The sequence below is a fragment of the Peteryoungia wuzhouensis genome (assembly GCF_003205195.1).
Lineage (GTDB): Bacteria > Pseudomonadota > Alphaproteobacteria > Rhizobiales > Rhizobiaceae > Allorhizobium > Allorhizobium wuzhouense.
The window spans coordinates 68,596-89,026 of record NZ_QJRY01000003.1; the positions used below are offsets into that span (position 1 = coordinate 68,596).

Consider the following 20,431-nt stretch of genomic DNA (forward strand, 5'->3'; position numbering starts at 1 on the left):
ATGCGAAGGAAAATCATGACCGAACCGCCCCGTCAAACCCCCGTCTTCCGCTTTGCCCCAAGCCCGAACGGCCGGCTGCATCTCGGCCACGCCCTCTCGGCCCTGATCAATGCCGAGATGGCAGCGGAGGCGAGGGGCCGGCTGCTGCTGCGCATCGAGGATATCGATCTCACCCGCTGCAATCAGGCGCTGGAGCAGGCGATCTACGACGATCTCGATTGGCTGGGCCTGGCCTACGAACGGCCCGTGCGCCGCCAGTCGGAGCATTTCGACCAATATCGCACCGCTCTCGACACGTTGATCGCCAGCGGTCTCGTCTACCCCTCATTCCTCACGCGCGGCGAGGTGAAGGCCAGGGTCGCAGCCGTCGAGGAAAACGGCGGCAGATGGCCCCGCGATCCCGATGGTGCGCCGCTCTATCCGACCGAAGAGCGTGGCCTGTCACCCGACGAGCGGACGGAAAAACTGGCGACCACCGAGCGCCACGCGCTTCGGCTCGACATGGAAAAGGCGCTGGCTGCGGCCGGGCATCCGCTCACCTGGACGGAAACCGGCGACGGAGCGCGGGGCGAAGTATCAGCCGATCCCGCCGCATGGGGCGATGTGGTGCTGTGGCGCTCCGATGCGCCTGCAAGCTACCACCTGGCTGTCACCGTGGATGACGCGGCGCAGGGCGTAACCCACGTGGTGCGCGGTCTCGACCTCTTCCACGCGACCTCGGTGCATCGCCTGCTGCAGCACCTTCTCGGCCTGCCGCAGCCTGTCTACCACCACCACCGACTGATCCTTGGGCCCGACGGCCGCAAGCTGTCGAAGAGCGCCGGCGACACGGCGCTGGCAGCCCTTCGCGTCGAGGGCAAGACGCCTTCAGATATCCGCGCCCTGATCGGGATTTGAGATCCCGATATTCGGCTGGCCCTTCACCGGCACCACCTGGAACTTCATCAGCGCCGCATTGAACTCGGCTCCGATGATGAAGATGGCGCTGACCATGTAGAGGAAGACCAGCACCACCATGATCGAGGCGAGACCGGCATAGGTGGCGGCATAATTGGCAAATGTGCCGAGGTAGTAACCGAATACCAGCGCGCCGACGAGCCACAGAACCAGGGTCAGCAGCACGCCGGGCAAAACGTCGATGACCCGCCGACGACCATCCGGCAGGCCGAGATGAAACACCATCAAGCCGACCACCAGGAAAGCAACGGTGCCATAGATGCGCCAGTTTGCCACCGTCAGCAGGAAATTCTTGAGAAGCGGGAAATAGCGCTCGGCAAAGGCAAGCGCCACGGGAACCGCGACGAGAAGCAGGCTGATCAATGCCAGCACGATGACCGCCCCCAGCACAAAGCCGAAGCTGACCAGCCGGGTCACGTACCAGGGCCGCGTCTCGACCACGCGATAGGCCCGGTTGAGTGAGATCCTGAGCGCCTCGACACCGTTCGAGGCGAAATAGGCGGCGGCCAGCACCGAGACCGTCAACAGCCCGCCACGCGGGATGGTCAAGACCTGCACCACCTGGTCGGATAGCGGCTTGGCAATGGTCTCCGGCCAGGTGTCGAAGATCAGGTGCACGGCGGTCTCGGCGAACTGATCGGCCCCGAGAAAACTTGCCAGCGCCGTGCCGAAGATCAGAAAGGGAAACAGCGCCAGGATCGCCGAGAGCGCCACATGGCTTGCCATGGCCCAGCCGTCATCCAGCGTGAAATGCCAGAGGGCGTCGAACGTGACCTTGTAAAGCCTGCGAAAGAATGACGGCATCCAGTCTCCTCTGACGAACAAGTGCGATTGCGACAAGTCCGATTGTAAGCTGCGGGCGAATATGGGAAACCCATCCCCGTTTGTATAGGGAAAGACGAGGTCGAAGGTGAAAAGCATCATCGTCACGGGCTGCTCCTCCGGCATTGGCGCCTATTGTGCCCAAGCCTTGAAGCACGACGGCTGGCGGGTCTTTGCGACGGTGCGCAAGGCGGAGCATGTCGCGCCCTTGGCCGATCAGGGCATCGAGACCCTGATCATGGATTACACCGATCCTGCCAGCATCGAGGCTCTCGTCGCAACCGTCTTCGAGCGAACCGGCGGAAGGCTCGATGCCCTCTTCAACAACGGCGCCTATGGCCAGCCGGGTGCTGTCGAAGACCTGCCGACCGAGGCGCTCCGCGCCCAGTTCGAGACCAATCTCTTCGGCTGGCATGATCTGACGCGTCGGGTGATCCCGGCCATGCGGGCACAAGGCGAGGGGCGCATCGTGCAGTGCTCGTCGATCCTCGGCATCGTGCCCTATCGCTGGCGCGGCGCCTATACGGCATCGAAGTTTGCGCTGGAAGGGCTGTCGCTGACGCTCCGGATGGAGCTCGAAGGGTCGGGCGTCCAGGTGAGCCTGATCGAACCCGGCCCGATCGAAAGCCGCTTCACCGCCAATGCGCTCGCCCATATCCGTGAGGCGATCGACCTGGAAAACTCCGTCCATGCCGAGGACTACCGTCGGCAACTGGCGCGACTTGATGGCACAGGGCCGATCAACCGCCACAAACTGGGGCCGGAGGCCGTCTACAAAGTCCTCATCCACGCCTTGACCGCCAAGCGTGCCCGCCCACATTATCTCGTGACCAAGCCGGCGAAACAGGGCGCGCTCATCAAGCGCTGGCTGCCGGCAGATCTCTTTTATCGACTGATGCGCTCGCTGGACTGACCGGCGACGAACAAAGGCTCATCCGAACTCATGTCCACATTCACCTATGTCCTCGCCATCATCGTCATGGGGCTTGTCGCCCTCGTCCTCGTCAGAGGCCTCTTCAACATGATGAAGGGCGGCGACGGCAACACCTCCAACAAGCTGATGCAAGCCCGCATCGTGCTGCAGGCGATCGCGATTGCGCTGATCATGCTGACGCTCTGGCTGACCGGCGGAGGACGCTGACCCCATGGTCAAGCTCAACAAGATCTACACCCGCACCGGCGACGACGGCACCACGGCACTGGTCACCGGCCCGCGCCGCCTGAAGCACGACCTGCGCGTCGACGCCTATGGCACGATCGACGAGACCAATTCGGCAATCGGCATCGCCCGGTTGCACACGGCTGACATGCCGGAGCTGGACGCCATGCTGTTGCGCATCCAGAACGACCTCTTCGACCTCGGCGCCGATCTGGCCGCCCCCGAAACCGGGGAAGTGCTGACCTATGAACCGCTGCGCGTGATCGAGGCCCAGGTCGACCGGATCGAGAAGGAGATCGATCAGCTGAATGCCGATCTCGATCCCTTGAAATCCTTCATCCTGCCCGGCGGCACGCCGGCCGCCGCCTATCTGCACCTCGCCCGCACCACGGCGCGGCGTGCCGAACGCATCATGGTCGAACTCTCCCGCTTCGACGGCGAGGAGGTGGGCGAGCCGGCGCTGAAATACGTGAACCGTCTCTCGGATTTTCTGTTTGTCGCGGCACGGCATGCGAATGATGGCGGGAAGGCGGATATCTTGTGGGTGCCGGGGAAGAATAGGTAGGCGGCGACATATCTCACACTAGCGGGGGAGACTTCGGAGCGTTGGCCGAAGGCCAGAAATCGATCCAGTGAATCGATTTCAGCGAACGGAGGCCTGAGCGCGACGCCGCGCGAAGGCTGTGAGAGGAATTGGCCCGATCAGGGCCAAACCTTAAGATTTCGCCAGAGGGGGGCGCGGTGAGGTTTCTGCCCGCGCAACTTTGCCCCTCTCTTGGAAAATCTGAAGTTTAGGCCGCTTGCGCTGGCCTAAGCCTTCGATTTTCCGTTCTCCCCCGCAAGGGGGGAGATGGCTCCGCGCTTGTGTCTCGGCTCCCTCATGCTGAGTTGCCCGCGTGAAGCGCGGGCCTCGAAGCATCCTGCACTGGTGGCCTGGTCCTTCGAGGCCGGGCGTTGCCCGGCACCTCAGCATGAGGGGTGGCGGGGTGGCCTCGCCCTTCGAGGCCCGACTGTGTCGGGCACCTCAGGGTGAGGGGGAATGTATCAATGTCAAAAAACCCAAGCTTCGCCGCCGGTCGGGATCTCTCCCTCCGGGTGTGGGCATGCTTGTCTCGGACGAGGCGCCAGAAGCAACCTGTCTAAGTATTTTATGTGGCTCCTTCCGGCGCCTCGTTCGGCGTTTTTCCCGCTGCATGCGTCTCTCTGGCAAGGCGGCGACGGTCCTCGTCATCCTCGTCCTCGGGTTTAACCCGAGGATGACCCGAGGACCGAGGAATGACCGGGCGCGGGTCCGGCTGCGGCAGTCTCCCCCGAAGAGTGTTCTGCCAGAGCCTGGCCGGTGGCCCGGGAGGTTCCCGCCGGATGGTGCACCAATCCGACCGGGACCCTCGCCCGGGGGATGATCGTCTGGCCATTGGCGGCTTAGGCCACCATCCCCGCCGTTTGTTTCGCCCCGCTGTCTGGATGTTCGCGACAGCGCGGGCGCCTTGTCTGTGTGCCTCTGAGGCACGTCCTTCCGATCAGGGTATCCAGGTTTTGGGACGCATCCGACCCCATCACCCTCGTCAAGCCCTTCGTCCGGAGGGAGACCGTTGCAGTGGGCCGGGGTCTTGCACCTGCGACAGTGCTTAACCCCGGCGCCGGCCCCGCCTCGCCTGACATCGCATCGTCAGGTGTATCCGAGGGCGGGACGGGGACAAGTCTACGAGCGGAAAAAGGGTGGGGGATGAAAAAATGTGTCGGGGTTTGATTTTGTTGGGAAATGTCTGAAAGTCATCCCCGTTTTTTGGGAAATGGCGCTGTCTGGCGTGACCGTCTGGCCTCGGAAGGCTTGTGTTTGGATCCTCGGGTCAAGCCCGAGGATGACGGATGGGGGGAGCGACGGGTATCCTCCGCTACCGCATCCATCGTAAAACGCCCGAGGAGAATACCCTCTTCGTCTCCAAGAAGGTCGTCATCCTCGGGCTTGACCCGAGGATTCAGACACAAGCCAATCTCGGGCTCCATCTCCCCCTTGGTGGGGGAGACCTCCGAGCGGTGGCCGAAGGCCAGAAATCGATCCCCTCACCAACAAAATCTGAAATTTAGCCCTAAGCGGGCCAAGCCCTCGATTTTGTAACCTCTCCCACAAAGGGGAGAGGCGAAAACCGCCGGTCGCCTGCTGCCCCCTGTCCCCGCACCCAATCCTGCGCTAACTTCTTCCGACCCAAACCCGACGAGGCGCGATGTTCATTCCCCTGCATGACCGAAACGCGCTGAAGCATATCCGGCGGCAATATGTGACGCTGGGGCTGATTGCGGCCAATGTGATCTCTTATGCGCTGGCGAGTGTCGTGCCGGATGCGGCCTATGAACTGGGGGTCTATGGCCTCGGCTTCATTCCGGCGATCCTGCTGGGCGGCGCGACGCTCGATCCCTCGCTCACGCTGGTGCCGGAGGGGGCGACGTATATCACCTATGCCTTCCTGCATGGCAGCTGGCTGCATCTCGGCTCGAACATGCTGTTCCTCTGGGTTTTCGGCGACAATGTCGAGGACGCCATGGGGCATTTCAAGTTTCTGTTTTTCTATCTCGCCTGTGCGGCAGCCGGCGCCCTCGTCCATGGCCTGGTGGCGCCAACGAGCCAGGCACCGCTGATCGGGGCCTCCGGGGCGGTCTCCGGCGTGGTGGCCGCCTATGTCATGCTGCATCCCAAGGTCAGGGTCTGGGTTCTGGTGCTGATGCGCTTTCCCTTGCCGTTGCCGGCTTTCATTCCGCTCCTGTTCTGGATCGGCCAGCAATTCGTCATGCTTGTCATCGACGCAGACAGCAATGTGTCGTGGGGCGCCCATGTCGGCGGGATCCTGGCGGGTGCCTTGCTGGTGATCGTTTTGCGACGTCCAGGCGTGCCGCTGTTCGACCGCAGCATCGTCACCCCGAGGGCGGTCGAGCATAGGGCGCGGCCGGTCGATGGTTTCATGGCCGGCCCCTGGGGTCAGCGCCCCCTGCCGGCGCAGCCCGGCGCGGGCGGAACCCGCCCAGCCAACACGGCCGAAGCCGATGCGGAGGCGGGCGGGACGCTCTCTCCCGGAGTGGTTGGGCGCAGGGTTCCGCATTGGGGCCGATGACCTTCCGTCGCGGATGCGCTTGTTGACGTGAACGTCAACGTCAATTATTCCTGTTGCAAGAGCGAAGCATTCGGGTTCAAGCGTTGTGTTTGGACGAAAAATGCGTATCGATGTCGCCAATCGACAAACGGCGGAGCGCGCTTGAGCGCATTTTCCGGCGGAAGATTTGAAGGAAGGAACCCATGAAGATACTCGTCCCAGTCAAGCGGGTTGTGGATTACAACGTCAAGATCCGCGTCAAGCCAGATGGTTCCGGCGTCGAACTCGCCAACGTCAAGATGTCCATGAACCCCTTCGACGAGATCTCCGTCGAAGAAGCCCTGCGCCTGAAAGAGGCCGGCAAGGCGGAGGAAGTGGTCGTCGTGTCGATCGGCCCGGCCAAGGCCGAGGAAACCATCCGCACCGCACTCGCCATGGGCGCCGACCGCGGCATCCTGATCGAAACCGACGAGACGGTTGAGCCGCTCGCCGTTGCCAAGCTTCTGAAGGGCTTGGTGGAAGCCGAGGCTCCGGGCCTCGTCATCGTCGGCAAGCAGGCGATCGACGACGATTCGAACCAGACCGGCCAGATGCTGGCAGCCCTGATGGGCTGGGGTCAGGCAACCTTTGCCTCCAAGCTGGACCTCGGCGCCGACAAGGCGACCGTGACCCGCGAAGTCGACGGCGGTCTGCAGACGATCGAGGTCAAGCTGCCGGCCATCGTCACCACCGACCTGCGCCTGAACGAGCCGCGTTATGCCTCGCTGCCGAACATCATGAAGGCCAAGAAGAAGCCGCTCGACAAGAAGACGCCGGCTGATTTCGGCGTCGATGTTGCCCCGCGCCTCAAGGTGCTGAAGACCGAGGAGCCGGGCGGCCGCAAGGCCGGCATCAAGGTGAAGAGCGTCGCCGAACTGGTCGACAAGCTCAAGAACGAAGCCGGCGTATTGTAATGAAATCCGTGAGGCCCGCCTGCAAAGGGCGGGTCGCTGCGCTTCCGGTGCTCACGTACGAGACGTACGCTTCGCGCCGGTTCTCGCACCCCACGCTTTTCGGCTGGGCCTGACGGATTTCCACGGAAACCTATTCGAGGATTGAACCATGGCTATTCTTCTTCTCGCAGAACACGACAACGCGACCGTCTCCGAACAGACCGCGAAGACCCTGACCGCCGCGACCAAGATCGGCGGCGATGTGGCAGTGCTGGTGGCCGGCTCCGGCGCCAAGGCGGCCGCAGACGCAGCTGCCAAGCTCGCAGGCGTCTCCAAGGTGCTGCTCGCCGACGACGCGTCGCTCGGCAACAACTTGGCAGAACCGCTGGCAGCGCTGATCGTCTCGCTGGCCGGTTCCTACGACACGATCATTGCCCCGGCGACCTCGGTCGGCAAGAACGTCATGCCGCGCGTGGCGGCTCTGCTCGACGTGATGCAGGTTTCGGAAATCATCGAGGTCGTCTCCGCCGACACCTTCAAGCGTCCGATCTATGCCGGCAATGCCATCCAGACGGTGCAGTCGACCGATGCCAAAAAGGTCATCACGGTCCGTACCGCCTCCTTTGCCGCTGCTGGCGAAGGTGGCTCGGCTGCCGTCGAGAGCGTCTCGGCCGCTGCCAACCCCGGCGTTTCCAGCCACGTCTCCGACGCGCTGTCGTCGTCCGACCGCCCGGAACTGGCCTCGGCCAAGATCATCATCTCCGGCGGCCGCGCGCTCGGCTCCTCGGAAAAGTTCAAGGAAGTGATCCTGCCCGTCGCCGACAAGCTGGGTGCTGCCGTTGGCGCCTCGCGCGCGGCAGTTGACGCCGGCTACGCCCCGAACGACTGGCAGGTCGGCCAGACCGGCAAGGTGGTTGCCCCGCAGCTCTACATCGCCTGCGGCATCTCGGGCGCGATCCAGCATCTGGCCGGCATGAAGGATTCGAAGGTCATCGTCGCGATCAACAAGGACGAGGAAGCCCCGATCTTCCAGGTCGCCGATTACGGCCTCGTGGCCGACATCTTCGAAGCCCTGCCGGAGCTCGAGAAGGCGCTCTGAGCGCCATCTCGCAGCTGCGAAAGGACTGGTCAAAGACTGGTTTGCGGTCTATCAATCAGCCGGGTCCGCGATAAGCGGGCCCGGCATTTTCTTGGGTGAAGACTGGAACGGGTGAGGAGCGAGACGATGACGGACAAGATCAGCAATGTGGGTGTTGTGGGTGCCGGCCAGATGGGCTGCGGCATCGCACAGGTCTCCGCCGCTGCCGGCTACAAGGTCACCATCTATGATCTGTCCAAGGAGCGTATCGAAGCGGGGCTGGCCACGATCAACGGCAATCTCGCCCGCCAGGTGACCAACGGCAAGATCACAGACGAACAGCGCAAGGAGGCGCTGGCGCTGATTTCAGGCTCCGCAGATGTCAACGACCTGGCGCCCGCCGATCTCGTCATCGAGGCCGCGACCGAGGACGAAAGCGTCAAGCGCAAGATTTTCGCCACCGTCTGCCCCGTCCTGAAGCCCGAGGCCTTGATTGCGACGAACACCTCGTCGCTGTCCATCACCCGCCTGGCGTCTGCCACCGACCGGCCGGAACGCTTCATGGGCATCCATTTCATGAACCCGGTGCCGGTGATGAAGCTGGTCGAGCTGGTGCGCGGCATCGCGACCGACGAGACCACCTTCAAGACGGCAAAAACCTTCGTCTCCTCGCTCGACAAGACGATCACGGTCGCCGAAGACTTCCCCGCCTTCATCGTCAACCGCATCCTGCTGCCGATGATCAACGAGGCGATCTACACGCTTTATGAGGGCGTGGGCTCCGTCGAGGCGATCGATACGGCGATGAAGCTCGGCGCAAACCACCCGATGGGTCCGCTGCAGCTTGCCGACTTCATCGGCCTCGATACCTGTCTCTCGATCATGCAGGTGCTGCATGACGGACTGGCGGACTCGAAGTACCGCCCCTGCCCGCTGCTGGTCAAATATGTCGAGGCCGGCTGGCTGGGTCGCAAGTCCGGCCGCGGCTTCTACGACTATCGCGGCGAAGTGCCGGTGCCGACGCGATAGGGCGGATGACTTGATCGAAAGGGCGTTGACGATTATATTGAAGGAGTGAGAGGCGAGCTTTCGCCCGCCCCTCTGGTTTATCTTACGAATAATACCCGCACGCTAGCCTGCCAGCCCGTGCGGGTTTTTCGTATCATAAACGTGATGCTCAATGGTTTTCGCCACATCGCTCACACTCCGGTTATGTGGCGAGGCCTTCGCCCTGGTCGGAGTAGCCTATCTTCTCCGATGCGCCTGGCAAAACGCGTCTGCTTTCACCGCACAACCGGAGAGAGAATATCGCAACCTGAGCTGTCGTCTAGAGGCGCGCTCAGACTCCCCGCGCCGCCGTGACCAGCGCACGGGCATCCGGGCCATCCCAGGCAGCCGGGCCGTTCATGTGGCCGAGCAGGCAGCCCTTGTCATTGACGAGCAGGGTGACCGGCAGGCCGAAGGCGAGGCCCTGTTTTTTCAGGGTGTTGAACACGCCCATCGAGGCATCGCGGTAGAGGCCGAGCGCATCGACGCCGGTCTCGCTGAGGAAGGCTTTCGGCTTTTCCGCGTCGCCGGTGTCGATGTTGATGGCGACGACCTGGAAGCGGTCGCTGCCGAGCGCCTTCTGCAGGCCGTTGAGGGCCGGCATTTCTTCGCGGCACGGTACACACCAGGTGGCCCAGAGGTTGATCAGCGTGGTCTTGCCGGCGAAGTCGGCGGTGCTCATCGCCTTGCCGGATGCGTCGGTGAAGGTGAGACCTTCGACCGCCTGGGGTGCATCGATCGGCACCATGGCGGCGACATCGCCCTTGAAGAAGGGTTCGAGCGCCCGCGCCTGGCCGAGCGAACCGGCGCAGGGCGTGGCATTCTGGGCCGTCTCGGCATTGCCAGACGTGGTCTCTCTCACGTATACCGCAGCCGCGCCGGCGACGATGCCGGCAACCGCCGCAATCGCAACCAGCTTGGTAGGGAAGAGACCGATACGTCTTTTTTCTGTCATGTCATTCTCCAGGACGGGCACTTCATGGCCGAGGACATCAAGGACACCAAATCCTCCAACCAGATGTGGGGCGGTCGCTTCGCCTCCGGGCCGTCGGCGATCATGGAGGAGATAAATGCCTCCATCGGTTTCGACAAGAAGCTTTACGCCCAGGATATCCGCGGCTCAAAGGCGCATGCGACCATGCTGGCGCACCAAGGCATCATCTCGGCCGAAGATAAAGACAAGATCCTTCACGGTCTGGACACGATCCTGTCAGAGATCGAGGCCGGCCAGTTCGTCTTCTCGCGCAAGCTCGAAGACATTCACATGAACATTGAGGCGCGCCTTGCCGAAATGATCGGCCCGGCCGCCGGCCGCCTGCACACCGCCCGCTCGCGCAATGACCAGGTGGCGCTCGATTTCCGCCTCTGGGTGAAGGAAGAACTGCAGAAGACGGAAGCGGCTTTGTCAGGCCTGATTGCCGCCTTCCTCAACCGTGCGGAAGAACATGCCGACACCGTGATGCCCGGCTTTACCCATCTCCAGACAGCCCAGCCGGTGACTTTCGGGCATCACTGCATGGCCTATGTCGAGATGTTCGGCCGTGACCGTCAGCGTGTGCGCCATGCCATCGAGCATCTGGACGAAAGTCCGATCGGCGCGGCGGCGCTCGCCGGCACCGGCTATCCGATCGACCGCCACATGACGGCCAACGCACTCGGCTTCCGCGAGCCGACCCGCAACTCGATCGACACTGTGTCGGACCGCGACTTCGCGCTGGAATTCCTCTCGATCGCCTCGATCGCTGCCACCCACCTGTCGCGGCTGGCGGAAGAGATTGTCATCTGGTCGACGCCGCAATTCGGCTTCATCCGCCTGTCGGATGCCTTCTCCACCGGCTCCTCGATCATGCCGCAGAAGAAGAACCCGGATGCGGCCGAATTGGTGCGCGCCAAGACCGGCCGGATCAACGGCTCGCTGATTGCGCTGCTGACTGTCATGAAGGGTCTGCCGCTCGCCTATTCCAAGGACATGCAGGAAGACAAGGAACAAGTCTTCGACGCCGCCGAAAGCCTGGAACTGGCAATTGCCGCCATGACCGGCATGGTCACCGACATGACCATCCGCACCGACCGCATGAAGGCGGCTGCCGGCTCGGGTTACTCGACCGCGACCGATCTCGCCGACTGGCTGGTGCGCGAAGCGGGCCTTCCCTTCCGCGACGCCCATCATGCGACGGGCCATGCCGTGGCACTGGCGGAAAAGAAGGGCTGCGATCTGGCCGAACTGTCGCTGGAAGAGCTGCAGGGCATCAATGCGGCGATCACGGCCGATGTCTTCAACGTTCTGACGGTGGAGGCCTCTGTTGCCAGCCGCAAGAGCTTTGGCGGCACGGCGCCCTCGGAAGTGAGGAAGCAGATCGCCTGGTGGCGGGCACGCAACTGATCGGGACAATCGATCAAGACAACCGATCACTGGCACTTGCAGGACACATCACGAGATCAGGGGTGCACAAGCGCCCCTTTTTTCTGTACACGCTAGCACAACGATATTTCTTTGGACCGGGTCATGGTGAATTCGCTGAAACGTACGACGCTGACGCTCTCTCTGGTACTCGCCGCCTCGCTGGCTCTGTCCGCCTGCGGCCGCAAGGGCGATCTCGACCCGCCGAGCACGCCTGTGGACCAGCAGAACAAGCGCGACAGCAAGGCAGCACCTGTGGCTGACAAGCCTTTCCTCCTCGACCCGCTTCTGTGACAGGGCTTTACCCGTGAACCATTTCGACTTTCGCGACGGCGTGCTCTACGCCGAAGACGTGGCCATTCCCGAGATTGCCCGCACCGTCGGTACGCCCTTCTACTGCTACTCGACCGCAACGCTGGAGCGCCACTACAAGGTCTTCGCCAAGGCTTTTGACGGTGTTGATGCCCTCGTCTGCTATGCGATGAAGGCCAATTCCAACCAGGCGGTGCTGAAGACGCTTGGACAACTGGGCGCTGGCGTCGACGTGGTCTCGGAAGGCGAACTCCGCCGGGCGTTGGCCGCCGGCATCCCAGCAAACCGCATCATGTTCTCCGGCGTCGGCAAGACCCCGAGCGAGATGGATTTGGCCCTGGAAGTCGGCATCTATTGCTTCAACGTCGAGAGCGAGCCGGAGCTGGAAGTCTTGAACCAGCGCGCCATCAAGGCCGGGAAGAAGGCGCATGTTTCCTTCCGCATCAATCCGGATGTCGATGCGAAGACCCATGCCAAGATTTCGACCGGCAAGAAGGAAAACAAGTTCGGCATTTCCTACGAGCGCGCCCGCGCCGTCTATGCTCGGGCTGCGACGCTCGAAGGCATCCAGGTGTCCGGCATCGACATGCATATCGGCAGCCAGATCACCGATCTGCAACCCTTCGAGGATGCCTTCCGCCTGCTGCGCGAACTCGTGGAGAATCTGCGCGCCGACGGCCATTCGATCGACCATGTCGATGTCGGTGGCGGCCTTGGCATTCCCTACAAGGACGACAACAACCCGCCGCCGGAGCCGGATGCCTATGCCAGGATCGTGAAGGATCAACTGGCGAGCCTCAACTGCCGGATCGTCACCGAACCTGGCCGCCTGATCGTCGGCAATGCCGGTATTCTGGTGACCGAGGTGATCTATGTGAAGGATGGCGGCGACAAGACCTTCATCATCGTCGACGCCGCCATGAACGATCTCATCCGTCCGACGCTGTATGAGGCCTATCACGAGATCAAGCCCGTGGTGCTGCAGGCGGCCAACGCGCCGCGCATCAAGGCCGATGTCGTCGGCCCGGTTTGCGAAACGGGCGATTACCTGGCGCTCGATCGGGAAATGTCGAAGCCGAAGCCGGGCGACCTGATCGCCGTCGGTTCCGCCGGCGCATATGGCGCGGTCCAGGCCGGCACCTACAACACGCGCAGGCTTATTCCCGAGGTGCTGGTGAAGGGCGGCGAATTCCATGTGATTCGCAAGCGCCCGAGCTATGAGGACCTGATCGCACTCGATTCCGTGCCCGACTGGCTGGCCTGATCCTTCACATTCGAGCGATGAGACGGGAAAAAGCCCGCCGACGGGCCGGCTCCCCTCGTCTTCGCCACAAAGACTGCTATCTTCGACGGTGACGAGCCCCGACATATCGGTGGCGCTCTCGGAGACCAGACGGATGATCTTTTCCCGCCCGGCCGGCCAAAGGAAAGGCGCTTTGAAGAACGACCCGACCCTGGCGCGGCGCGTCGGGGTGAAGCGCGTTCTGGCTCGCAGCGTGCTACTCGCCGAACGGATCTTGCCGCTCTTTGTGCCGATCCTTGGCATTGCGGCCCTCTTCGTCTCTCTCGCCTGGTTGGGCGTCTTCCGCGACTTGCCGGAGATCCTGCGGCTCGGCCTCGTCTTCCTGCTGGTTTTCGCCTTCGTCGCCTCCTTCCTGCCGTTCTTCCGGCTCTCCTGGCCGACCGCCCGCGAGGCTGACAGGCTTCTGGAAGAGCGCAATGGCTTGCGGCACCAGCCGGTGGCCGTCCAGGACGATGCCCTGGCGGCCGACACGCCCTTTGCTCGGGCACTGTGGCAGGAACATCAGCGCCGCATGGCCGAGCGGATTGCCGGTCTCGATGCTGGCCTGCCACAACCCGATATCGCCCGCTACGACCGCCATGCGCTGCGCGCCGTGCCCGCCCTGCTCTTCGTCACAGCGCTTGCCTATTCCGCATCGAACGGGGCAGGCTCGATCGCCGATGCTTTCCGGCGCCACGTGCCGGAAAGCGAGCAGGCGGCGATCCGCATCGATGCCTGGATCACCCCGCCCGCCTATACCGGCCAGCCGCCGGTTTTTCTGTCGGGACTGGGCACCCAGACATCAGGTCTCGTCGTGCCACAGAATTCGAAGATGACCGTGCGCATCAGCGGCGGCGCGAGCGACGAAAAGGTGTTGTTCGTCAAACAGAGCGACGGCGCGGTGGTCGAGATCGCTCCGAACGACCCGAAGGCTGCGAGCAACGGCACGACCCCGCCTGCAGCGGCAGCCCCGCAGGCAGCTGCCCCTGCGGCCGCGCCCCCTGCCCCCCAGACCGCGCGAACCCACGAACTGGATCTTGCCGAAGCCGGCCAGCTGCGCGTGGCCGACCGGCAATGGACGATTGGGGTGACGCCGGACACCGCCCCTGAAATCGCCTTTGACGGCACCCCGCGCCGCGCGCTGAATGGCGCGCTCGAGATCGCCTTTACCGCCAAGGACGATTACGGCCTGCAAAAGGCCCATGCGGAAATCTCGCCTGTCGATGAGAAACCGGGTGCCACGCCGCTCTATCCGCTCCCGGACTACAAGCTCGACCTGCCGCGCCACAATGCCCGCGACATGAAAAGTGTGGCGAGCCGCAACATCACCGAACATCCGCTTGCCGGCAGCAAGGTGAAAATCACCCTGGTCGCGACCGACGGTGCCGGCCAGATCGGCCGCAGCGAGCCGGTCGAAATGGTGTTGCCCACGCGCAACTTCGCAGAGCCTCTGGCGGCAGCGGTTGCCGAACAACGTCAGACCTTTGCGCTCGACACCCGCGAGATGGCGCGGGCGATCGCGCTGAACGAGGCGCTGGTGATCCGCGCCGATGAGACGATCCCCAATCTCGGCCATTTCATTCTGATCGAAAGCGCTCGCGCCCGCATGGCACTCGCCAAGGGCGAGGAGGCGCTGAAGGACACGGCGGATTATCTCTGGGAAATCGCGCTCGGCATCGAGGACGGCGACCTGTCGCTGGCCGAGCGACGTCTGCGCGACGCCCAGCAGGCGCTGGCGGAGGCCCTGGAAAACGGTGCGACCGACGCGGAGATCAAGAAGCTGATGGACGAGCTGCGCGCTGCCATGCAGGACTTCATGACGGCGCTGGCGGAGCGCATGCCGAACCAGCAGGGCCAGCAGCAACAGACAGCAGAAAACACCCTGCGTCAGAAGGACCTCGACAATCTGCTCGATCAGCTGGAAAACCTGGCGCGTTCCGGCAATCGCGAGCAGGCGCAGCAGCTGCTCTCCGAGCTGCAGCGCATGATGAACAACCTGCAGGCCGGCCGCCCGCAGCAGGGCCAGCAGCAGGAAAACAGCGAAGCCCGCCGCCAGATCGACAAGCTGGGTGAGATCATGCAGCAGCAGCAGCAGCTGATGGACGAGACGTTCCGCCTTGACCAGGCCTTGCGCGACCGCATGCAGCGCGGAGATCCGCAACAGGGCGAAGAGGGCGCTGAAGGCCAGCAGCAGGATCCTGGCCAACAAGGTCAACAGGGGCAGCAAGGCCAGCAGGGTCAACAGGGGCTCGACGGCATGACGGCCGAGCAGTTGCGCGAGGCATTGCGCCAGCTGCGCCAGCAGCAGGAAGGGCTCGGCAAGGAACTCGGCAAATTGCAGGAGGGCCTCAAGGGCCTCGGCATGCAGCCAGGCAAGGGCTTTGGCGAGGCGCAGAAGGAAATGGAAGGCGCCGGTGAAGCCTTGGGCAAGAGCCAGGGCGACCGCGCCGTGCAGGGCCAGGGCCGCGCCATGGAAGCCCTGCGCCAGGGCGCGCGCGACATGATGAACCAGATGATGCAGGCCATGCAGGGCCAGCAGGGTCAGGGGCAACAGACGGGCCAGGGTCAGGGCAACCAGGACGGCCGCGATCCGCTCGGCCGCCCGCGCGCCACCAATGGCCCTGACTTCGGTGAGCGGGTGAAGGTGCCCGACGAGATCGACGTGCAGCGCGCCCGCGAAATCCTGGAGGCGATCCGCGAGAAGCTTGGCCAGAACGCAAGCCCGGAGATCGAGCGGCGCTATCTGGAGCGGTTGCTGGATATTCAGTGAGGGAAAGAACGGGGCGCTTTCCCCGTTGCCGTCAACAGAATGCCGCCTGCGTCATGGACGAGGCGGCGCTCAGCGTGTCGATCATTTCGAAAAAACTCAGCCGGCAAGGGCCCGCGCGACGGCGCTGCGGATATCCGGAAGCGCGAAGGGTTTCGAGACCACGTCCACGATCTTCAAGGCGAGATCATCGGCCCGTTCGCGCTGTTCGGCATAGCCGGTCATCAGCAGGATCTTCATGTCGGGGAAATCGGACGAGGCGCGGTGGGCAAGCTCGATGCCGTCCATGACGGGCATGCGGATATCCGAGAGGAGGAGATCGTAATCCGCCTCGGCGAGTTTCTCCAGACCCTCGGCGCCATCGGCGGCCTCATGGGTTTCATGGCCATCCAGGCGAAGGGCGCGAGCGACGAAGGAACGCAGCGAGTCTTCGTCTTCGGTGATAAGAATTCTCGCCATGGTTGAAATCTGCCTCCATCATGGATTCACTGTTCAGGCAGGCAAATCACCAGACTTTCCTTGTCGAGTGGTAAACGCCGGACCATCAGTCCGGCGCCATGGTTAACAAGTCTCTTCCCCGATCAGAAAGGATGTCGCACTTTGGGACGGCTCAGGCGTCGCCGGTGACGACACCGACAAAGGGCAGTTCGCGGAAGGCATAGGCCACATCCATGCCATAGCCGACGACGAAATAATCGGGGCATTCGAAGCCGACGTAATCAGCCTCAAATTGTTCTTTTCGCTTCACTTTCTTGTCGAGGAGCACAGCGATCGTGACATTTGCGGCACCCCGCTGATACATCAGTTCCTTGGCGAACAGCAGCGTGCGGCCGGACTCCAGAATGTCGTCGATCAGGAGCACATTGCGGCCCTTCACGTCACTGTCGATGTCCTTGATGATCTTGACGCCCTGCGACACCGTGCCTGTGCCATAGCTGGACAGGGTGATGAACTCGACTTCAGGCGCGAGCCCCACGTGATGCAACGCCCGAATGAGATCGGCAGCGAAGATGAAGGAGCCCTTGAGCACGGAAATGACCAGCAGGTCCTCGCAGGGCCCCTTCATGATCTCTGACGCCAGTTCACGATTGCGCGTATCAATCTGCTCAGGTGTGAAAAGCGGTTCGATGTTCTTTCCGCGAACGACGGGCATGGCGGTCTCCTTGATGCGGGCCGGAACTGGCCTCACCCGGCAAGCACCGCCGGAAAGGCACTGCCATTAGCACAGTCGAATGCGTCAGGCACCCGCATCTTCGAAGGAAAGCCGGAGTTCCGGCGTTTTTCCCCCAGGATGCTGGAGGCGGGCGGCCAATCCACGGCTCTGCCCGCCTTGAAGCGCGGCTACGGGCGGTTCGACATAGGTGCTGGCGACGACCTGTCCGCCGACGAGCAGATCCGCCCGCACGCGCGGCAACGCGACCTCGCGGTCCGTCCGGTTCTCGACGATGGCGCTGATCAGCAGCACACGCATGCCGTCTTTGTCCTGCGGCGTCAGGTTCACATGGGTGAGATCCAGCGGGCGGGCCTCAAGTTCCGGATGCGCTGCGCTTTGGAGGAGAAACTGACCGGCGAGCGAAAAGACAGACACGAAAGCGAGCGCGACGATGACGGCGAAGGACATGTCCGACAGACGTTGCAGCCGGCTCTCGGCGGAGGCGAAGGCGGTTCGGATGCGGGTCTGCAGTTCGGCGACCGGAGAGACGAATTCGCTCACCCGGAGACCGGGCGCATCCTTCGGCATGTCGCGCAACACAACGAATTGCGCGTCGATGACATCGGTATTGGAGAGGCGGGTCGTGCTGCGGTCAAGCTTGCGACGCGCGCGATCCGGCGGCAGGAGGTCCGCCTCGGGAATGGCAGCCTGCGACGGATTGCGGAATGCACGCATGGATCGGACCTTTCGCACAGCCAAATTCGGGCACTCCGAAACTCGGCGGTTGAAACGAATCCACACCAGACGTAAATTCAAATGGTTAATGCTTCGGAAAGATGGCCTCAAAGCACCGCTTTCCCCGCATGCGTTTACCGGCCGTTGACGATCCTCGTTTACGAGCCCCAGACCTCGGACACGTCAGACTGGGCCCAGCCGTTGATCCACTTCGAAAATGTCGGCCTGCGTTATGGGATGGGACCGGAGATTCTCCGCGACGTCACCTTTGACGTACCGAAAGGCTCGTTCCAGTTCCTGACCGGCCCATCCGGCGCCGGCAAGACGACACTGCTGCGCCTGCTGTTCATGTCGCTGCAGCCGACGCGTGGACTGATCCGCAGCTTCGGCCGCGACATCACCCGCATTCCCCGCGCCGAGCTTCCGATGCTGCGCCGCCGCGTCGGCATCGTCTTCCAGGATTTTAGACTGCTGGAGCATCTCACCACCTATGAGAATGTGGCGTTGCCGCTGAGGGTGCGCGGCAAGGAGGAGCAGAGCTACAAGCAGGATGTGATCGAGCTTCTGAAATGGGTCGGGCTTGGCGAGCGCATCAACGTGCTGCCGCCGGTGCTCTCGGGCGGCGAGAAGCAGCGCGTCGCGATTGCCCGCGCCCTGATCGACCGGCCGGAAATCCTGCTGGCCGACGAGCCGACCGGCAATGTCGACCCGCCGATGGCGAGACGCCTGCTCAGCCTCTTCCTCGAACTCAACCGGCTGGGAACCGCCGTGATCATCGCGACCCATGATCTCGCCTTGATGGACCAGGTCGATGCGCGGCGCATGATCCTCACCGACGGGCGGCTCGACATCTATGAATGACCAGACCCCGCCCGAGCAGAAACAGCCGAAGCGCCGCGTCGAGATGACGGTGCGGCCCACCGCGCCGATCTTGCCGCCCTCGAACATCCAGGGCAATGCGCTGATGGTTGTGATCGCCATCATGGCCTTCCTCGCCTGCCTGACGCTCGGCGCCGTCTCCATGGTGCGCGCCACCGCGACCGGCTGGCAGAGCCAGATCTCCCGCGAGATCACCATCCAGATCAAGCCCGAGGACGGGCTGGACATGGGCGCAGCACTCGTCAAGGCACGCGATCTGGCGCTCACCTTTGTCGGCACGCGTGACGGCCAGATCATGGACGACAGCGCGACGGCCCGCCTGCTCGAGCCATGGCTCGGCACCGGCCTCAATCTCGAGGACCTGCCGGTGCCACGGCTGATCGTCGTCACCATCGACGAGAGCAATCCGCCGGATTTCGAGGCGATGCGTGCGCTGTTGAAAGAGGAGGTGCCGCAGGCCTTTCTCGACGACCATCGTACCTGGGTGAACCGGCTGGTTCAGATGGCCCGCACGACCGTGATGATCGGCGCCGGCGTGCTGATCCTCGTCTTCACCGCCATGGTGCTGACAGTGGTGTTTGCGACGCGCGGCGCGCTCTCGGGCAACCGCCACATCATCGAGGTCCTGCATTTCGTCGGCGCCGAGGGAAGCTTCGTGGCGCAGGAATTCCAGAAGCACTTCCTGAAGATCAGCCTCAAGGGTGCGGCAGCCGGCGGCGTGCTGGCAGCGGGTCTCTTTGCCGTCGCCAGTTTCTGGCAGAGCCGGTCGCTGGCAACGCCGGAAAGCGACCAGGCAACGGCGCTCTTCGGTACCTTTACCATCGGCTGGGCGGGCTATCTCGGCATCTTCGCCACGATGATCGTGATTGCCCTTTTGACGACGATCACGGCGCGGATCACGGTCATGCGCACGATCTACGAAATCGACCTCATCCGCTCGGACCCGACCCGCACCGACGGGCTGCTGGATGACTGATGACATCTCATGTGTTGACTCGCCTTAAAGCCGCCTGTTCCGTGTGGGAAATCCCGGCGATTCTCGGACGAAGACCATGAACCGGATGACGCAGAACGAGCCATTGCGCGGCCAGAACACCGGACTATTTGCCCGCCGTGGCATCATCCGGCGGGTGCTGCGCTATGGCGGCATCCTGGTTTTGCTGCTGATTGCGGCCGTTGTCGCCGGCTTCCTCGTCTTTGCCGATCAGGTCACCAATATGCGCCCGCCGGAGGTCGCCAAGGCCGATGCGATCGTCGTCCTGACCGGAGGCTATCAGCGGATCGAGCAGGCGATCGACCTGTTGAAGCGGGGTTACGGCAAGCGGCTGCTGATTTCAGGCGTCAATCCGCGGACGACAGCGGGCCAGATCCGCCGCGCGACCCGCGCCTCGCCTGACATCTTCAACTGCTGCGTCGACATCGGCTACTCCGCGATCGACACGATCGGCAACGCCAATGAGACGGCATCGTGGATCCGCGACAAGGGCTATCGCTCGGTGCTGGTCGTCACCAGCAACTATCACCTTTCCCGCAGCCTCATGGAACTGCGGCGCAGCGACCCCGGCACGGAATTCGTCGGTTATCCGGTCGTTGCGTCCGATCTGAAGACACGGGCCTGGTACAGCGAACCAGACGCCATGCGCACCATGCTGTTCGAATACGGCAAGACCATCATCGCCTATGTCAGGGGCATCACCGGCTGGAGTCGCGATCAGGGACTGCGGCCCGATGGCGAAATCACCGAATCTGGCCGCAACTCCTGACGCCTCTTCGCGCTCTTCTGCTTTTGCTGGCGACGCTTTTGGTCTAAGCACGACCTGC

Annotated in this window: 20 protein-coding genes; 15 read left to right on the top strand and 5 right to left on the bottom strand. The window is 63.2% G+C overall.

Annotated elements, in window-relative coordinates:
* A complete protein-coding gene (gene gluQRS / locus DMY87_RS09475; RefSeq protein ID WP_425353490.1) occupies positions 1 to 897 on the top strand; it encodes a tRNA glutamyl-Q(34) synthetase GluQRS in 897 nt (298 codons plus the stop codon).
* On the opposite strand, the gene DMY87_RS09480 is transcribed toward gluQRS, so the two are convergent.
* Positions 868 to 1,761 carry a YihY/virulence factor BrkB family protein gene (locus DMY87_RS09480; protein WP_110791080.1) on the bottom strand — a complete coding sequence of 298 codons (894 nt, stop codon included), beginning with the start codon at positions 1,759 to 1,761 and terminating at the stop codon, positions 868 to 870. The genes gluQRS and DMY87_RS09480 overlap by 30 nt on opposite strands.
* 106 nt (positions 1,762 to 1,867) lie before the next feature.
* On the opposite strand from DMY87_RS09480, the gene DMY87_RS09485 reads away from it, so the two are divergent.
* The 7 genes from DMY87_RS09485 to DMY87_RS09520 all read left to right on the top strand — a co-directional run bounded on the left by DMY87_RS09485 (position 1,868) and on the right by DMY87_RS09520 (position 9,063).
* The gene (locus DMY87_RS09485; RefSeq protein ID WP_110791081.1) at positions 1,868 to 2,692 is read left to right on the top strand and encodes an SDR family oxidoreductase; all 825 of its coding nucleotides are present in this window, start codon (positions 1,868 to 1,870) and stop codon (positions 2,690 to 2,692) included.
* 30 nt (positions 2,693 to 2,722) lie between these two features.
* The gene (locus DMY87_RS09490) at positions 2,723 to 2,920 is read left to right on the top strand and encodes a twin transmembrane helix small protein (protein ID WP_110791082.1); all 198 of its coding nucleotides are present in this window, start codon (positions 2,723 to 2,725) and stop codon (positions 2,918 to 2,920) included.
* 4 nt (positions 2,921 to 2,924) lie between these two features.
* Entirely contained in the window at positions 2,925 to 3,503 is a 579-nt protein-coding gene (locus DMY87_RS09495) for a cob(I)yrinic acid a,c-diamide adenosyltransferase (RefSeq protein ID WP_110791083.1), read from the top strand.
* A gap of 1,660 nt (positions 3,504 to 5,163) precedes the next feature.
* Positions 5,164 to 6,045, top strand: a complete 882-nt coding sequence (locus DMY87_RS09505) for a rhomboid family intramembrane serine protease (RefSeq protein WP_110791085.1) — start codon at positions 5,164 to 5,166, stop codon at positions 6,043 to 6,045.
* A gap of 182 nt (positions 6,046 to 6,227) precedes the next feature.
* On the top strand, positions 6,228 to 6,977 hold the full coding sequence (locus DMY87_RS09510) for an electron transfer flavoprotein subunit beta/FixA family protein (protein WP_110791086.1): 750 nt from the start codon (positions 6,228 to 6,230) through the stop codon (positions 6,975 to 6,977).
* Positions 6,978 to 7,125: 148 nt separating this feature from the next.
* Positions 7,126 to 8,055: an electron transfer flavoprotein subunit alpha/FixB family protein gene (locus DMY87_RS09515; RefSeq protein WP_110791087.1), complete on the top strand. Its 930-nt coding sequence runs from the start codon at positions 7,126 to 7,128 to the stop codon at positions 8,053 to 8,055.
* Positions 8,056 to 8,181: 126 nt separating this feature from the next.
* On the top strand, positions 8,182 to 9,063 hold the full coding sequence (locus tag DMY87_RS09520; protein ID WP_110791088.1) for a 3-hydroxybutyryl-CoA dehydrogenase: 882 nt from the start codon (positions 8,182 to 8,184) through the stop codon (positions 9,061 to 9,063).
* Positions 9,064 to 9,373: 310 nt separating this feature from the next.
* On the opposite strand, the gene tlpA is transcribed toward DMY87_RS09520, so the two are convergent.
* Complete coding sequence (tlpA, locus tag DMY87_RS09525; RefSeq protein ID WP_110791089.1) at positions 9,374 to 10,036, bottom strand: thiol:disulfide interchange protein TlpA; 663 nt, start codon at positions 10,034 to 10,036, stop codon at positions 9,374 to 9,376.
* 24 nt (positions 10,037 to 10,060) lie between these two features.
* Here tlpA and argH point away from each other — a divergent pair, with 24 nt between their 5' ends.
* The 4 genes from argH to DMY87_RS09545 all read left to right on the top strand — a co-directional run bounded on the left by argH (position 10,061) and on the right by DMY87_RS09545 (position 15,846).
* The gene (gene argH, locus DMY87_RS09530; RefSeq protein ID WP_110791090.1) at positions 10,061 to 11,464 is read left to right on the top strand and encodes an argininosuccinate lyase; all 1,404 of its coding nucleotides are present in this window, start codon (positions 10,061 to 10,063) and stop codon (positions 11,462 to 11,464) included.
* Positions 11,465 to 11,587: 123 nt separating this feature from the next.
* Positions 11,588 to 11,776 carry an LPS translocon maturation chaperone LptM gene (gene lptM, locus DMY87_RS09535; RefSeq protein ID WP_165826194.1) on the top strand — a complete coding sequence of 63 codons (189 nt, stop codon included), beginning with the start codon at positions 11,588 to 11,590 and terminating at the stop codon, positions 11,774 to 11,776.
* A gap of 13 nt (positions 11,777 to 11,789) precedes the next feature.
* Positions 11,790 to 13,058, top strand: a complete 1,269-nt coding sequence (gene lysA / locus DMY87_RS09540) for a diaminopimelate decarboxylase (RefSeq protein ID WP_110791092.1) — start codon at positions 11,790 to 11,792, stop codon at positions 13,056 to 13,058.
* A 133-nt stretch (positions 13,059 to 13,191) separates the two neighbouring features.
* Positions 13,192 to 15,846, top strand: coding sequence for a TIGR02302 family protein (locus DMY87_RS09545; RefSeq protein WP_110791093.1), 2,655 nt, complete (start codon positions 13,192 to 13,194; stop codon positions 15,844 to 15,846).
* Between the two features lie 96 nt (positions 15,847 to 15,942).
* Here DMY87_RS09545 and DMY87_RS09550 read toward each other — a convergent pair whose 3' ends face one another.
* From DMY87_RS09550 to DMY87_RS09560, 3 genes are all read right to left on the bottom strand, one after another.
* Complete coding sequence (locus DMY87_RS09550) at positions 15,943 to 16,302, bottom strand: response regulator (protein WP_110791094.1); 360 nt, start codon at positions 16,300 to 16,302, stop codon at positions 15,943 to 15,945.
* A 151-nt stretch (positions 16,303 to 16,453) separates the two neighbouring features.
* Positions 16,454 to 16,996, bottom strand: a complete 543-nt coding sequence (hpt, locus tag DMY87_RS09555) for a hypoxanthine phosphoribosyltransferase (RefSeq protein ID WP_110791095.1) — start codon at positions 16,994 to 16,996, stop codon at positions 16,454 to 16,456.
* An 84-nt stretch (positions 16,997 to 17,080) separates the two neighbouring features.
* Positions 17,081 to 17,731 (bottom strand): hypothetical protein, encoded by a 651-nt coding sequence (locus tag DMY87_RS09560; RefSeq protein WP_110791096.1) that lies wholly within the window; start codon positions 17,729 to 17,731, stop codon positions 17,081 to 17,083.
* 201 nt (positions 17,732 to 17,932) lie between these two features.
* Here DMY87_RS09560 and ftsE point away from each other — a divergent pair, with 201 nt between their 5' ends.
* The 3 genes from ftsE (at position 17,933) to DMY87_RS09575 (ending at position 20,373) form a co-directional block, all read left to right on the top strand.
* Positions 17,933 to 18,592 (top strand): cell division ATP-binding protein FtsE, encoded by a 660-nt coding sequence (gene ftsE / locus DMY87_RS09565; RefSeq protein WP_165826207.1) that lies wholly within the window; start codon positions 17,933 to 17,935, stop codon positions 18,590 to 18,592.
* The gene (locus tag DMY87_RS09570) at positions 18,585 to 19,586 is read left to right on the top strand and encodes a cell division protein FtsX (RefSeq protein ID WP_110791097.1); all 1,002 of its coding nucleotides are present in this window, start codon (positions 18,585 to 18,587) and stop codon (positions 19,584 to 19,586) included. Before ftsE ends, DMY87_RS09570 begins: the two co-directional genes overlap by 8 nt.
* Positions 19,587 to 19,662: 76 nt before the next feature.
* Positions 19,663 to 20,373, top strand: coding sequence for a YdcF family protein (locus tag DMY87_RS09575; protein WP_245408869.1), 711 nt, complete (start codon positions 19,663 to 19,665; stop codon positions 20,371 to 20,373).
* Positions 20,374 to 20,431: the final 58 nt, after the last annotated feature.